Origin of the sequence: Phyllobacterium sp. (assembly GCF_037994405.1) — a bacterium.
In the GTDB taxonomy this organism is placed as follows: Bacteria; Pseudomonadota; Alphaproteobacteria; order Rhizobiales; family Rhizobiaceae; genus Phyllobacterium.
Window position 1 is genome coordinate 1 of record NZ_JBBNAN010000020.1, and the last position, 12,626, is coordinate 12,626.

At 58.4% G+C, this 12,626-nt stretch carries 15 protein-coding genes and 2 pseudogenes; 7 read left to right on the forward strand and 10 right to left on the reverse strand.

All coding sequences use genetic code 11. The features are described from left to right. Positions 1–1,064: pseudogene (locus AAAC48_RS01485) on the forward strand (sulfatase-like hydrolase/transferase); the annotation flags it as partial. A 95-nt stretch (positions 1,065–1,159) separates the two neighbouring features. Here the strand turns inward: AAAC48_RS01485 and AAAC48_RS01490 are convergent. From AAAC48_RS01490 to AAAC48_RS01500, 3 genes are all read right to left on the reverse strand, one after another. Then, the gene (locus tag AAAC48_RS01490; protein WP_340652472.1) at positions 1,160–1,813 is read right to left on the reverse strand and encodes an FMN-binding negative transcriptional regulator; all 654 of its coding nucleotides are present in this window, start codon (positions 1,811–1,813) and stop codon (positions 1,160–1,162) included. A 113-nt stretch (positions 1,814–1,926) separates the two neighbouring features. Continuing rightward, positions 1,927–2,418 carry an anthrone oxygenase family protein gene (locus AAAC48_RS01495; RefSeq protein ID WP_340652473.1) on the reverse strand — a complete coding sequence of 164 codons (492 nt, stop codon included), beginning with the start codon at positions 2,416–2,418 and terminating at the stop codon, positions 1,927–1,929. Then, positions 2,415–3,260: an NAD(P)H-binding protein gene (locus AAAC48_RS01500; RefSeq protein ID WP_340652474.1), complete on the reverse strand. Its 846-nt coding sequence runs from the start codon at positions 3,258–3,260 to the stop codon at positions 2,415–2,417. Before AAAC48_RS01500 ends, AAAC48_RS01495 begins: the two co-directional genes overlap by 4 nt. A 93-nt stretch (positions 3,261–3,353) precedes the next feature. Between AAAC48_RS01500 and AAAC48_RS01505 the strand changes: the two genes are divergently transcribed. Beyond that, positions 3,354–3,992: a TetR/AcrR family transcriptional regulator gene (locus tag AAAC48_RS01505; protein ID WP_340652475.1), complete on the forward strand. Its 639-nt coding sequence runs from the start codon at positions 3,354–3,356 to the stop codon at positions 3,990–3,992. Here AAAC48_RS01505 and AAAC48_RS01510 read toward each other — a convergent pair. Both AAAC48_RS01510 and AAAC48_RS01515 read right to left on the reverse strand, forming a co-directional pair. Then, a complete protein-coding gene (locus AAAC48_RS01510) occupies positions 3,909–4,502 on the reverse strand; it encodes a hypothetical protein (RefSeq protein WP_340652476.1) in 594 nt (197 codons plus the stop codon). The two genes, AAAC48_RS01505 and AAAC48_RS01510, sit on opposite strands and share 84 nt — an antisense overlap. A gap of 85 nt (positions 4,503–4,587) precedes the next feature. After that, positions 4,588–5,223, reverse strand: coding sequence for a cysteine hydrolase (locus AAAC48_RS01515; protein ID WP_340652477.1), 636 nt, complete (start codon positions 5,221–5,223; stop codon positions 4,588–4,590). Positions 5,224–5,463: 240 nt separating this feature from the next. Between AAAC48_RS01515 and gatB the strand changes: the two genes are divergently transcribed. From gatB to AAAC48_RS01540, 5 genes and pseudogenes are all read left to right on the forward strand, one after another. Beyond that, positions 5,464–6,966: an Asp-tRNA(Asn)/Glu-tRNA(Gln) amidotransferase subunit GatB gene (gene gatB / locus AAAC48_RS01520; RefSeq protein WP_340652478.1), complete on the forward strand. Its 1,503-nt coding sequence runs from the start codon at positions 5,464–5,466 to the stop codon at positions 6,964–6,966. Continuing rightward, positions 6,967–7,473 (forward strand): GNAT family N-acetyltransferase, encoded by a 507-nt coding sequence (locus tag AAAC48_RS01525; protein WP_340652479.1) that lies wholly within the window; start codon positions 6,967–6,969, stop codon positions 7,471–7,473. Continuing rightward, positions 7,470–7,958, forward strand: a complete 489-nt coding sequence (locus AAAC48_RS01530; RefSeq protein ID WP_340652480.1) for a GNAT family N-acetyltransferase — start codon at positions 7,470–7,472, stop codon at positions 7,956–7,958. The genes AAAC48_RS01525 and AAAC48_RS01530 overlap by 4 nt, the downstream gene beginning before the upstream one ends. An 82-nt stretch (positions 7,959–8,040) precedes the next feature. After that, positions 8,041–8,439: an NADH:ubiquinone oxidoreductase subunit NDUFA12 gene (locus AAAC48_RS01535; protein WP_340652481.1), complete on the forward strand. Its 399-nt coding sequence runs from the start codon at positions 8,041–8,043 to the stop codon at positions 8,437–8,439. A 194-nt stretch (positions 8,440–8,633) separates the two neighbouring features. Continuing rightward, positions 8,634–8,969 (forward strand): annotated as a pseudogene (locus AAAC48_RS01540) (DUF2155 domain-containing protein); the annotation flags it as partial. A gap of 65 nt (positions 8,970–9,034) precedes the next feature. Here the strand turns inward: AAAC48_RS01540 and AAAC48_RS01545 are convergent. From AAAC48_RS01545 to aroQ, 5 genes are read right to left on the reverse strand one after another with little or no spacing between them, the layout of a single operon-like run. Then, the gene (locus AAAC48_RS01545) at positions 9,035–9,550 is read right to left on the reverse strand and encodes a VOC family protein (RefSeq protein WP_340652482.1); all 516 of its coding nucleotides are present in this window, start codon (positions 9,548–9,550) and stop codon (positions 9,035–9,037) included. Between the two features lie 50 nt (positions 9,551–9,600). Further along, positions 9,601–10,170, reverse strand: coding sequence for a leucyl/phenylalanyl-tRNA--protein transferase (gene aat / locus AAAC48_RS01550; RefSeq protein WP_340652517.1), 570 nt, complete (start codon positions 10,168–10,170; stop codon positions 9,601–9,603). Between the two features lie 41 nt (positions 10,171–10,211). Then, positions 10,212–11,570: an acetyl-CoA carboxylase biotin carboxylase subunit gene (gene accC / locus AAAC48_RS01555; protein WP_340652483.1), complete on the reverse strand. Its 1,359-nt coding sequence runs from the start codon at positions 11,568–11,570 to the stop codon at positions 10,212–10,214. Between the two features lie 30 nt (positions 11,571–11,600). After that, the gene (gene accB / locus AAAC48_RS01560; RefSeq protein ID WP_340652484.1) at positions 11,601–12,065 is read right to left on the reverse strand and encodes an acetyl-CoA carboxylase biotin carboxyl carrier protein; all 465 of its coding nucleotides are present in this window, start codon (positions 12,063–12,065) and stop codon (positions 11,601–11,603) included. Between the two features lie 38 nt (positions 12,066–12,103). Continuing rightward, positions 12,104–12,547, reverse strand: a complete 444-nt coding sequence (gene aroQ / locus AAAC48_RS01565) for a type II 3-dehydroquinate dehydratase (RefSeq protein ID WP_340652485.1) — start codon at positions 12,545–12,547, stop codon at positions 12,104–12,106. Between the last annotated feature and the right edge of the window lie 79 nt (positions 12,548–12,626).

Genomic DNA, 12,626 nt, shown 5'->3' on the forward strand with positions numbered 1-12,626 from the left:
AGCCAGAGAATGTTGACTACCCGAAGAACCCTGAGTTTCGGGCGAAGTTCGGCCCACGCGGCGTCATGAAATGTTTTGCAACCGATACGGAGATCCAACTGAGGACCCGCGCTTCGACCGGGTAGGCAAACAGAAGATCGAGGACACCGGGCCGCTGACCAAGAAGCGTATGGAGACTGTCGACGAGGAATTCCTCGCGGCAGCCAAGGATTTCATCGATCAACTCAACCCGCATGCATATTTTCACGCATCTCAAACCGGAGTCGGACGGCAAGACCGGGTTAGGCCTTGAGGCCGACGGCATGGTCGAGATGGACCGCATGGTTGGCGAGCGGCTCCAGCAGCTCGACGACCTCGGCATCGCGGACAACACCATCGTGCTATGGACCACCGACAATGGCGCGGAAGTCTTCTCGTGGCCGGATGGCGGCACCACGCCATTCCATGGCGAGAAGAACACCAGTTGGGAGGGTGGCTATCGCGTTCCCGGCATGATGCGCTGGCCGGGTGTCATCAAGCCGGGCACCGAGATCAACGAAATCGTGTCGCACGAGGATTGGGTCCCCACACTGGTGGCGGCAGCCGGAGAACCGGACGTCAAGAACAAGCTGCTGGCGGGCTACGAGGCTGCGGGCGAGACCTTCAAAGTCCATCTTGACGGGTACGACCAGCATGACCTCTTGGCCGGCGCGGGCCCGAGCAAACGCAAGGAGTTCTTCTGGACCGACGACGGCAACCTCGCGGCTTTCCGCTATGACCGCTGGAAAATTCTGTTCATGGAGCAGCGGGCCGAAGGTTTCGACGTGTGGCAGGAGCCATTTGTTACGTTGCGGCTTCCGAAGATATTCGACCTGCGCGCCGATCCCTTCGAGCGCGCCGGGCACGAAGCAAGCGAATACGACACGTGGCGGCTCGATCGGACCTATCTGCTCGTGCCCGCCCAGGCCTTCGTCGGCCAGCATCTGCAAAGTTACGTGGCATTTTCGCCGCGCCAGAAGCCCGGAAGCTTCTCGCTCGACCAGGTGCTGGCGAAATTACAGGAGGGCGGCGCTGGCAAGAACTGAGGCCTGGTGGCTAACGTCGTCGATGGAAACTGGGTGGTGATCACCAATGACCGCTGCGGCGCATACGGAGTATGCTTCACCGGGCTTTACGATCATCAGTTGGACGAATTTGTTCCACCGCCCCGCCTGACCATCTCCGCCATCGCCCTTGCTTCCGCCGTTGCCTGATCGGCCTCAAGCCCTTCCGCCACGCCGGTGCGGTCACTTTCGGGGCGGTTCTGGCTGACCTTCCACTTGCCTTCGATTGCGGCGATTTCGATCTCGATGCCAACAATGCCCTTCAGTTGGGCGTCGATGAAGCTTGGCGGGGCGTCATTGACGGCCCAGGGCTCGGCGCGAGGCGCTTCATTGTGGCCGGTGAGCTGCGAGACGTGATGCGCCAGCCAGTCGCGATCCTCGGTGATCCTTGCCGTGCCGCGCGCCTGCACGATGGCATAATTCCATGTGGGCACGACCTTGCCGGTCTCGCGCTTCGTCGCATACCAGGAGGGCGTCACATAGCTGTCGGCGCCCTGGAAGACGACGAGCGCGCGGCCGCCCCCGGCGAGGGCGCGCCATTGCGGATTGGCGCGGGCGAGATGGGCGCGGAGCGTGCCCCTGGGTGAAGCATTGGCGTCGAGCAGGAAGGGAACGGCATTGGCAACGGGACCATCTTCGCCGGTGCAGATCAGGAGGCCGAGCGGATGGGCCTTGATGAGCGCGTGCTGGACGTCGAGCCTGTCCTCGCGAAAATGCTGCGGCTGGTACATGCGGTTACTCCCTGTGGTTGCGGCGCGAGTGTGCCTGAGGGCCGGGTTTTTCTCAAGGACGGGATTGAAGGAATTCGTGAGGCGAAGCGCGGCAGCGCGCTTCGCTGGAGGCGTCAGGCGGCGCCTTGCCTTGCATAGGCGAGGATGAAGGCGATGAGCGCGGCGATATTGGCTATCGTGCGGACATGGTTCCACGGCAGCCATTCGGCGAGATAGCGGCTCCACAGGGCGGCGCCTTCGGGGCTCGCCGGTGCGGCGGCGGCCAGCGCATCATTAAGCGGGACGTTGAACACCATGGTGACGCCGATCGTGCCGACAAGGAAGATGAGGCTGCCGGCGAGGAGCCAGGCCGAACCCGGCTCAGCCCAGCGCAGGACACTGACGATGCCAAGGCCGAGGCAGAGCACCGCCGTGCCGAAGAAGGCGAGGCCGAATGTGGCATTGAGGATCGTCACATTGATCGAATTCATGGCGGCGATGCCCTGTTCAGGCGGCAGTTTTGCCAGTGCCGTCATGATGAAGCTGGAGAAGGCGAAGAACAGGCCGGCCATGAGGCCGCTGCCAAGCGCGGCGATGAGCGTGAGGAGCGGGCCGAGGGCGATCATTTCGCGTCCTCCCAGATGCCGGTCGCGGCGATTTCGCGGGCATAATCGGCGAAATCGCGGGGCTTGCGGCCGAGCGCTTTCTGGACGCCGTCGGTCACATATTCGTTGCGCCCGTCGAGCACCACTGTGAAGAGCTCGTTGACGAGCGCGGCGATATCGGCGGGAACCTGTTCCTGTTCGAGGCCTTGTATGAATTCCTCCGGGGTGATGGTGCGGTAATCTATGGCACGCCCGGTGGCCGTGGCAATCTCGCCCGCCGCCTCGGCGAAGGTTAGCATCCGCGGACCGGTGACCTCATAGAGCTGGCCGATATGGCGATCATCGGTGAGGGAGGCGGTGACGACATCGGCGATGTCATCGGCATGGATGAAGGGTTCGCGCACGCTGCTGACCGGCAGCGCCATCTCGCCGGCAAGGATCGGGCCGAGCAGCATGCTTTCGCTGAAGTTCTGCATGAACCAGCTGGCGCGGACGATGGTCCAGTCCGCGCCCGAGGCTTGCAGCATCTGTTCGGCGCGTTGGGCTTCCGGCTCGCCGCGGCCCGAAAGAAGGACGAGGCGCTTGACGCCCTTGCGTACGGCGAGGCGGGCAAGATCACCGACGGCTTCGGCAGCGCCGGGAACGGCGAGATCGGGATAATAGGTGATGTAGGCGGCCGAGATGCCTTCAAGCGCGGTGGTCCAGGTCTCGGGCTTCTCCCAGTCGAAGGCGGGGGTGGCATTGCGCGAGCCGATGCGGACGGGAACGCCCAGCGCGGTGAGCCGCTCAGCAACACGGCGGCCGGTCTTGCCTGTGCCGCCAATAACGAGCACCGGGAATTTCGAAGCGTGAAAGGTGGTCATTTTTATCTCCCTTTAAACATGAGCAAGTCTCATATTTGCAAATGTGATAAATCCTCATATTATAAGAGTCAAGGAGAAATGTGAGGGATGCTCATGAATGAGATAGTGCAGGCTGAAAACGAAGCGACGGCAGTGCGCCGAGAACCGACCCAGAAGCGCAGTCGCGAACGGGTGGAGCGGATCCTTGCCTGCGCCTCGGCTTTGATCGAGAAGAGCGGCAGCGACGCCATGCGCATGAGCGACGTGGCCGAGATGGCGGGTATTTCGATTGGCTCGCTATATCAATACTTTCCCGACAAGGGCGCGATCATCCGCACGCTGGCGGAACGCTACAATGTGACGGGGCAGGTGTGTATCGCCGAAGGTCTGCAGCACGCGAGGGACCGGGAGGGCTTGCGCAAGGCTTTCGGCGAACTGATCGACGTCTATTATGCGATGTTCTTGGCCGAACCGGTGATGCGCGACATCTGGTCCGGCACGCAGGCGGACAAGGCGCTGCGCGATATCGACCTCGCCGACAGCCGCATCAATGGCGCGGTGCTGGCGGCAGCGCGGGCGCGTGTCGATCCCACGGCGGACGGGGCGGAGCTGGAAACATCGAGCTTCCTGATCATGCAGCTCGGCGAAGCGACAATGCGCCTCGCGATCTCAGTGGAGCGCAGTGAGGGCGACGCGCTGGTGGAACAATACAAGCGCATGGTGCTGCGAGAGATGGTGGAGGCAGAGCGGTGACCATCGCCAACATTGACACCTGCGCGAAGATTTTCCTGAATGGCGAGGCGCTGATCGAGACGATCCGCTGGCCGAAGCAGGAAATCCCATCATCTCCTTGCACCAGTTCACCACCTGCTGGTCCATATAAGCCGCAGCATGGTTGCCGCCGCCAAGGTTCGACCCCTGGATTGCCGCCAGAAAATCCGCAAGAGCACCGGTGAAATTGCTTGACGCCATATACCAGGACCAAAAGCGGGGATGCACGTTGCCCATGGGGTACGACATCACGTTCGCCGTACCCTCGCGATAAACTTCTGCCCGCGGTGCAGATGCGTGCGGCAGAGGAGCGTCAAAGGATGCTTTCACGTCTGCGGGCATGTCCTGCCACACGGGCCGGTCGCGAATGTCGCGCAGATAGTGGATGGCGACGTCGACGATCTGGTGCGACAAGGCCTGCAGGTCGGCCCAATTATTGGGATCGAGCGTTTCTTTGGCAGCCAAATTTGGAACCTTGTGCAAAGTACTCATTTGAGCCTCCCCAGTTACGCCGTCACACTGTGGACGCTTTGGAGCGGGTTACAAAGCAATTTGCATCGGGCAGAGCGCCAATGCGTCAGCGCCAGACGGCAGACAGGTCCTCGACGGTGCAGAGCATCGAATCGCCCATATATTTCATGCTCGCCATCGCCCGGTCGGATGCCTCGGCCTCGCCGCCGCCACAGGCGTCGATCACGACGATCGGGATAAGGCCAAGGTCTGCGCCGTGGCGGACCGTCGGTTCGATGCCGATTTCGGTCGCGATGCCGCAAATGACGAAGCTCTTCAGGCCGCAATCGCGCATCGCGATCGCCAGTGGCGTGCCTTCGAAGGCCGAGAAAGTGATCTTGTCGAAGATGGCTTCGTCGTCGCGAACCTCGAGTTCCGGGGCGAGCGCGAAGCCCGGACTGTCACGCAAAAACCAGGGGTGAACGTCCTCGACGGATGATTTGCGTTGCCAGGCCATCATTTGCCTGAACTGGAATACGCCAGTCATCTTCGTTGGCAATGACATGTGCCGCATGAAAAAGACGCGCATGCCGGCGGATCGCGCCAGTTGCAGAGTTTGCAATACTCGCTCCAAGATGGCAGGCCCGTGCTCAAGCTGGCGCAATATCCCGATTTGCATGTCGTAGACGACAAGCGCTGTCGTCTCTGGCCTTGTTGCTTCGGCAAGGGTTTCAGGAATAGCAAGACCGTGGATATTCTGCATTGGCTTTCCTCCGTTTTGCGCTTCAAGCGATCCGGTTCGAGTCGCTGTTCCCAAGGTTACGTTAGCACGACCATCCCGGGAAAACAGACCGCGCTATGTGCTCGGATTATGTAGGGATCGAACCACTCATCGCCAGCATTTCCTCTAATCTCCCGCGTGCAGATTGAGAAACACTTGCCTCATCAGGCGGATTGCACTAGCCAATGTAAAGATATTTTCAGCCAGGAATGACAACCCAGCATGACTCTCGTTGATACCCGTACGCCCGAACCCAAGCGTTTCATATCCGGTGCCACAGGCGATTGGGAGATCGTCGTCGGCATGGAAGTCCATGCGCAGGTCACGTCCAATTCGAAACTGTTTTCCAGTGCGTCGACAACTTTCGGCGCTGAGCCGAACGAAAATGTGTCGCTGGTCGATGCGGCTATGCCCGGCATGCTGCCAGTGATCAACGAATGGTGCGTTCGCCAGGCGATCCGCACTGGGCTTGGTCTGAAGGCGCAGATCAACCTGAAGTCGGTTTTTGACCGCAAGAATTATTTCTATCCTGATCTGCCGCAGGGTTACCAGATTTCCCAGTTCAAGCAGCCGATCGTCGGCGAAGGCAAGATGATCATCTCGGTCGGCCCCGACAAGAAGGGGGAGTTCGAGGACATCGAGATCGGGATCGAGCGCCTGCATCTCGAGCAGGATGCCGGCAAATCGCTGCACGACCAGAACCCGACCATGTCCTATGTGGATTTGAACCGCTCCGGCGTGGCGCTGATGGAGATCGTTTCGAAGCCGGACATGCGTTCGTCCGACGAGGCGAAAGCCTATTTGACCAAGCTGCGGACGATCGTGCGCTATCTGGGCACCTGCGACGGCAATATGGACGAAGGTTCGATGCGCGCCGACGTCAACGTGTCCGTGCGCAAGCCGGGCGGCGAATTCGGAACGCGCTGCGAAATCAAGAACGTCAACTCGATCCGCTTTGTCGGTCAGGCCATTGAGTACGAGGCCCGGCGCCAGATTGCGATCCTTGAGGATGGCGGTTCGATCGACCAGGAAACGCGGCTGTTCGACCCGGTGAAGGGCGAAACACGTTCCATGCGCTCCAAGGAAGAAGCGCATGACTACCGATATTTCCCCGATCCTGATCTCCTGCCGTTGGAATTCGAGCAGGCGTATGTCGACAACCTGAAGGCTGATTTGCCGGAACTGCCAGACGACAAGAAGGTCCGACTTGTCACGGAGCAGGGCCTTTCGGTCTATGATGCATCGATCCTCGTGACGGAAAAGGCGATTGCCGACTATTACGAAGCGGTCGCCAAGGGACGCGACGGCAAGCTTTCCGCCAACTGGGTGATCAACGATCTGCTTGGTGCTTTGAACAAGGCCGGCAAGGGAATTGAGGAATCGCCCGTATCGCCGGAACAACTTGGCGCGGTGATCGACCTGATCAAGGAAGGCACAATTTCCGGCAAGATCGCCAAGGATCTGTTCGAGATCATCTGGAATGAGGGCGGAGATCCGCGCGAACTGGTCGAGAGCCGCGGCATGAAGCAGGTGACGGACACGGGTGCGATCGAGAAAGCCATCGACGATGTCATTGCTGCCAATCCGGACAAGGTCGAGCAGGCCAAAGCAAAGCCAAGCCTCGCTGGCTGGTTTGTCGGTCAGGTGATGAAATCGACAGGCGGCAAGGCCAATCCACAGGTCCTCAGCGATATGGTCAAGTCCAAGCTCGGGATCGTCGAATAGATGTGGATCCGCAGCGCAACGAAGGAAGATCTGGACGCTGTTCACGAGCTGCTCGTTTATACCTGGCACGCAACCTTTGACGATGTCTATGGTGTCGAGAAGGTCAATGCCGTTACCAGTCACGCACATTCGATCGATGCATTGAAGAAGCAATTGGCCAAGCCCTATTCCGAATTCATTCTCGTTGACGACGGAGCGGACATTCTCGGCATGGCCTATGCCTCGCAGAAGGATCATAAGCTTTCAGTCTTGAACCAGCTTTATGTCCATCCCGAGCATCAGAAGAAGGGCGTCGGTTCGCTGCTTCTGGCCGAGGTCGAAAGCGCATTTCCTGGCGTCTATGCGCTCCAACTCGAAGTAATAGAGCAGAATCAAAATGCTGTGCGGTTTTATGAAAGCAGGGGTTACGAACGCACGAAGGTGATCGATGGCTGTGGCGCCATGTTGCCAGGTGTTCCCGTGCTGGTTCTGGAGAAATCGCTGACCGGATATGAGCTGGCGCCGTGACCATTGATACTGATCCGACTTTTCGGCAGGCCACTCGCGATGATCTGCCGGAGCTGATAAGGCTCTTTGCCGACGATTCGATCGGCGGCCATGGTGACACGACGGATCCCGCAGCGTTGCCGCTTTATGAAAGCGCCTTTGCCGCAATCGAAGCGAGCCCCAACGACCTGTTATTCGTCGGGGTTGTCGGTGGAGAAGTGGTTGCCACTGCACAGGTGACTTTTATCACCTCGCTGACAGGCCGCGGCACGAGAAGAATGGCTATCGAGGCGGTGCAGACGCGTGCCGACATGCGCTGCAAGGGCATTGGTGCGCGGTTGATCAACCACTGCCTTGACATCGCACGTCAGCGGGGCATTGCGCTCGTGCAACTGACATCCAATGCCAAACGTCCCGATGCACACCGCTTCTACGAGCGGCTTGGTTTTGAGAAGAGCCACGCGGGTTTCAAATTGCGATTGGAACCTGTTCGCGCGTCAACTTGACCCTTGCTATCAGGCAATGATACGGCCATAAACCGTTGAGTTGCTAGCGCCATAGGCTGAACGACATCGTTCGAGGATTGCCATGAAGACCTTCATAATTCAGTTTTTCACCTGGTGGAACGGACAGACGCTCGGCACGCGCTTCTTCACCTGGCGCAAGGGCACCAAGGTCGGCGAAGACCAGTTCGGCAATGTTTATTACGAAGGCACGTTCGACTCAGAAGGTCGCAAGCGCCGCTGGGTGATTTACAACGGCTATGCTGAAGCTTCTGACATTCCGCCCGGCTGGCATGGCTGGATTCACCACAGGGTAGACACGCCTCCCTCCAAGGAAGATTACAAGCCTTACGTCTGGGAGAAGAAACATCAGCCAAATCTTACCGGTTCTCCAGCGGCGTATCGTCCTAAAGGTTCGATCGCCCACGGCGACAATCGTCCGACTGTGTCAGGCGATTATGATGCCTGGACGCCCGGTTCCTGATCGGATCTTCTTCTGCCACAATTGGTCATTATCGACAGGCTGGAATCGCAATCTCCTCGACACCCGCTGAAACCGGAAGTGAAATGATCCGTTCGACTCTGTCTTTTCTCTTCCGTCAGAAATCTCGTCTTGTTGCCGCCGGCCTGATTGCCGTTTTGATCCCGGCAGCCATGGGCACCCGGGCATTAGCCGACGAGAAGATCACCAATCCAATCGCCGTCTTTTCCGGACTCGACAAGATCACCGGCCGGATCACCACGTTCGACGTATATATCGGCGAGACGGTACAATTTGGTGCGCTGCAGCTGACACCGCGTGTCTGCTATACGCGTCCTGATACGGAAGCACCGAAGACCGATACATTCGTCGAAGTTGATGAAATCACGCTCGATCGCAAAATCCGCCGCATTTTTTCAGGCTGGATGTTTGCCGACAGCCCCGGCCTCAACGCCGTCGAGCATCCGGTCTACGATGTCTGGCTGAAGAGCTGCAAGCAGAAGTCTGACGTTCCGGCTCCGGACAAGAGTTAGCTAAGCTAGTTTGACGGCAGTGGCCCCGGCAGGCTTTTGTGACCAGGGCCTCAGCGAGATTCGGGCTAGGCAATTTTCGGGCAGTTGATCATCCATGGTATGCCGAAGCGGTCAACAAACATGGCAAACCGCTGCGCCCAAGATGTTTCGGTGATCGGCAGGATAATATTTTCGGCATCTTTTGACAGCGCTGCGAATAGTTTCTCGGCCTCTGCCGGTGTCTCCGTATTGATGGCGACGGAGGTGCCCTCCGCTTTCTTGAAATAGGGTGGCGGCGCGTCCGAGCCCATCAAGACATTGTCTCCGACTTTCAGGGATGTATGCATGATGTGCTTCGCCGATTCCAGCGGATAATTTCCATTTTCGGGCATTTCATCGAACCGGATCATGGCTTCGATCTTACCGCCCAGCACGCTTTCGTAGAACTTGAATGCTTCTTCGCATTGACCATCAAAGTTCAGATACGGGTTGATTCTCACGTCAGGTCTCCTTTTATCCTCTTGGGGTCTTCCCGGTTCAAGGACGAACGGGCAGGCGTTAAATCGACATTGCTTTGAAAAATAATTCGGGTCGCGTTGCACTGACTGGCGTCCGCGACCCGGGCCATCATATAAAATACTGCTGTTATTGGCTAAAATTCAGCTGGTTGCGCCAGGGCATTTTCCAGCATCTTCTGGTACTGGCGCCGAGGCACCTCGACGGCACCAAATGATTCCAAATGGTTGGTTGTGAATTGGGTGTCGAGCAGGGTGAATCCTTTTTCGATCAGATGGCCGACGAGGTGGACAAGGCAAACCTTCGAGGCATCCCGCTCGCGCGTGAACATGCTCTCGCCAAAGAATGCGGAGCCCAGGGCGATACCATAGAGGCCGCCGGCCAGCTTGCCGTCGCGCCAGGCTTCGACCGTGTGGCAATAGCCCAAATCGAACAGCTTGCCGTAGGCCTCCCGGATTGGAGTGTTGATCCAGGTACGGGCACGCTCGCCGCTGCCGCTGGCACAGCCATCAATGACTCCGAAGAAGTCCGTGTCATAGCGAATGTCGAAGCGGCGCTGGCGAACCACCTTGCGAAGACTGCGCGACACGTGGAAATTCTCGAAGGGGATGATGCCGCGCTTTTCAGGACGAACCCAGAATATTTCGGGATTGTCGGCCTCTTCGGCCATGGGAAAAACCCCGGTTGCGTAGGCGCGCAACAACAACTCGGGGTCTATTCTGAATACGTCTACCGGGTCGTTACCCGTCATGCCTCTTCTTCTACGCTATCGCCGGCCAGATACTTCTCGAGCCAGTGAATATCATAATCACCGTTGGCGATGTCAGGGTTGTTGATCAGATCCTGAAACAACGGCAATGTTGTCTTGATCCCGTCGACAACGAACTCATCCAGCGCACGGCGCAGTCGCATCATGCATTCTACACGATTACGGCCGTGAACGATCAACTTACCGATGAGACTGTCGTAGTAAGGTGGAATTTTGTAGCCGCTATAGACGCCGGAATCGACACGAATGCCGAGACCACCCGGTGTATGGAAATGGGTGATCTTGCCTGGCGATGGGGTGAATGTACGCGGATCTTCCGCATTGATGCGGCATTCGATGGCGTGGCCGGAGAATCGGATGTCCTGCTGGGTTACCGACAGACCGCCGCCCGACGCAACGCGGATCTGCTCGTGCACGAGATCGATACCTGTGATCGCTTCGGTCACGGGATGCTCGACCTGAAGGCGGGTATTCATTTCGATGAAATAGAACTCTCCATTTTCATAGAGGAATTCGATAGTGCCGGCGCCGCGATAGCCCATATCGGCCATGGCGTTGGCGCAGATCATTCCAATGCGCTCGCGTGCATCGGAGTTGAGGGCAGGCGAGTTGGCCTCTTCCCAAACCTTCTGGTGCCGCCGCTGCAACGAGCAATCGCGTTCGCCAAGGTGAACGGCTTTGCCATTGCCGTCGCCCATGATCTGAACTTCGATGTGGCGTGGTTGCTGCAGATATTTTTCGATATAGACGGCATCATCGCCGAAGGCGGCGCCCGCTTCGGAGCGCGCGGTCGACAAGGCGATCGAGAGCTCGTCTTCGTTAAGGGCGACCTTCATGCCGCGACCACCGCCACCGGCAGAGGCCTTGATAATGACCGGATAGCCAATTTCAGCACAGATGCGCGCGGCCTCCCTGTCGTCCGTTACGCCGCCATCCGAGCCTGGAACGACCGGAATGCCGAGGCGCTTGGCAGTGCGCTTGGCTTCGATCTTGTCGCCCATGACGCGAATATGGGCTGCGGTTGGTCCGATGAACGTGATGTTGTGGGCCTCGAGGATCTCAGCGAACTTGGCATTCTCAGACAGGAAGCCATATCCGGGATGGATCGCGTCGGCGCCGGTAATTTCGCAGGCAGCGACGATCTGGTGAATGTTCAGATAGCTTTCGCGCGAAGGAGGCGGTCCGATGCAGACGCTCTCGTCGGCGAGGCGCACGTGCATGGCATCCGCATCGGCAGTCGAGTGCACGGCTACCGTCTGAATGCCGAGCTCCTTGCACGCGCGTAGGACGCGCAAGGCAATTTCGCCGCGGTTGGCTATGAGGATTTTCTGAAACATCACGTTCTCGATCTGCTCGCGTTCAAGGCGCTACTCAATTACAACCAGCAGTTCGCCATATTCGACGGGCTGACTGTCTTCGACGAGGATAGCCGTAACGGTGCCTGCGCGCGGCGAGGGTATCTGGTTCATCGTCTTCATCGCTTCGATGATCAGGAGCGTCTGGCCTTCCTTGACCTGCGTGCCGACCTCGATAAAGGCACGGGCACCGGGAGCAGGCGAAAGGTAGACAGTTCCGACCATAGGGGACGGGATCGCGTTCTTCGAAGGATCGCCGGCTGGCGCAGCAATCGGCGCCGCAACTGCAGCAGGGGCTGCTGCTGGTGCCTGCGCATAGATCGGCTGCGGAGCTGCCGCCTGAATCGTGACCTGACGCGAAACGCGAATGCGAAGGTCGCCCTGTTCGATCTCGATATCGGTAAGGTCCGTCTCGTTCAGGATTTCCGCGAGGTCGCGGATCATGACCTTGTCGATCCCGGTGTTTCTGCTAGCCATGCTTTTTCAAGCCCCTTATTTCTGTTTGGCGGTGTCTGCTATTGCGACGCTGCCAGCTTGATGAGTGCGCGCAGGCCCATCACGTATCCATCGACCCCGAAGCCACATATCACCCCTTTGGCCAAAGAGGAAACGTAAGAGTGATGACGGAACGACTCGCGCGCGTGAATATTGGAAAGATGAACTTCCACCAGCGTGACCGAAGCCGCGCGAATGGCATCATGCAATGCGATCGATGTGTGTGTGTAGGCGGCGGGATTGATCAATACCAATGCCTTCTGCTCGCCTGCCTCCTGAATCCAGCTGACCAGATCACCCTCATGATTGGACTGGCGAAACACGATTTCGACCCCGAGGGATTCTCCCTCTGAACGGCACAAAGCCTCGATATCGCTCAATGTCGTGGCGCCATAGATTCCCGGCTCACGCTTTCCAAGCATGTTCAGGTTGGGGCCGTTGAGGATAAAGATCTGTTGTTTCATGATTTACCGGACGGTTCGAAATGCTGGTCCCATATAGACGGCTTATCTGCAAGCGAAAAGCCCGCAAAGTCACGTTATT

What these genes read in the sequence shown, in the direction of transcription:
- AAAC48_RS01515 (WP_340652477.1), bottom strand. Translation starts at nt 5,223, where the DNA reads ATGCAGAATATCCACGGTCTTGCTATTCCTGAAACCCTTGCCGAAGCA.
- AAAC48_RS01535 (WP_340652481.1), top strand. Translation starts at nt 8,041, where the DNA reads ATGAAGACCTTCATAATTCAGTTTTTCACCTGGTGGAACGGACAGACG.
- AAAC48_RS01525 (WP_340652479.1), top strand. Translation starts at nt 6,967, where the DNA reads ATGTGGATCCGCAGCGCAACGAAGGAAGATCTGGACGCTGTTCACGAG.
- aroQ (WP_340652485.1), bottom strand. Translation starts at nt 12,547, where the DNA reads ATGAAACAACAGATCTTTATCCTCAACGGCCCCAACCTGAACATGCTT.
- accC (WP_340652483.1), bottom strand. Translation starts at nt 11,570, where the DNA reads ATGTTTCAGAAAATCCTCATAGCCAACCGCGGCGAAATTGCCTTGCGC.
- AAAC48_RS01505 (WP_340652475.1), top strand. Translation starts at nt 3,354, where the DNA reads ATGAATGAGATAGTGCAGGCTGAAAACGAAGCGACGGCAGTGCGCCGA.
- AAAC48_RS01495 (WP_340652473.1), bottom strand. Translation starts at nt 2,418, where the DNA reads ATGATCGCCCTCGGCCCGCTCCTCACGCTCATCGCCGCGCTTGGCAGC.
- gatB (WP_340652478.1), top strand. Translation starts at nt 5,464, where the DNA reads ATGACTCTCGTTGATACCCGTACGCCCGAACCCAAGCGTTTCATATCC.
- AAAC48_RS01490 (WP_340652472.1), bottom strand. Translation starts at nt 1,813, where the DNA reads ATGTACCAGCCGCAGCATTTTCGCGAGGACAGGCTCGACGTCCAGCAC.
- accB (WP_340652484.1), bottom strand. Translation starts at nt 12,065, where the DNA reads ATGGCTAGCAGAAACACCGGGATCGACAAGGTCATGATCCGCGACCTC.
- AAAC48_RS01500 (WP_340652474.1), bottom strand. Translation starts at nt 3,260, where the DNA reads ATGACCACCTTTCACGCTTCGAAATTCCCGGTGCTCGTTATTGGCGGC.
- AAAC48_RS01510 (WP_340652476.1), bottom strand. Translation starts at nt 4,502, where the DNA reads ATGAGTACTTTGCACAAGGTTCCAAATTTGGCTGCCAAAGAAACGCTC.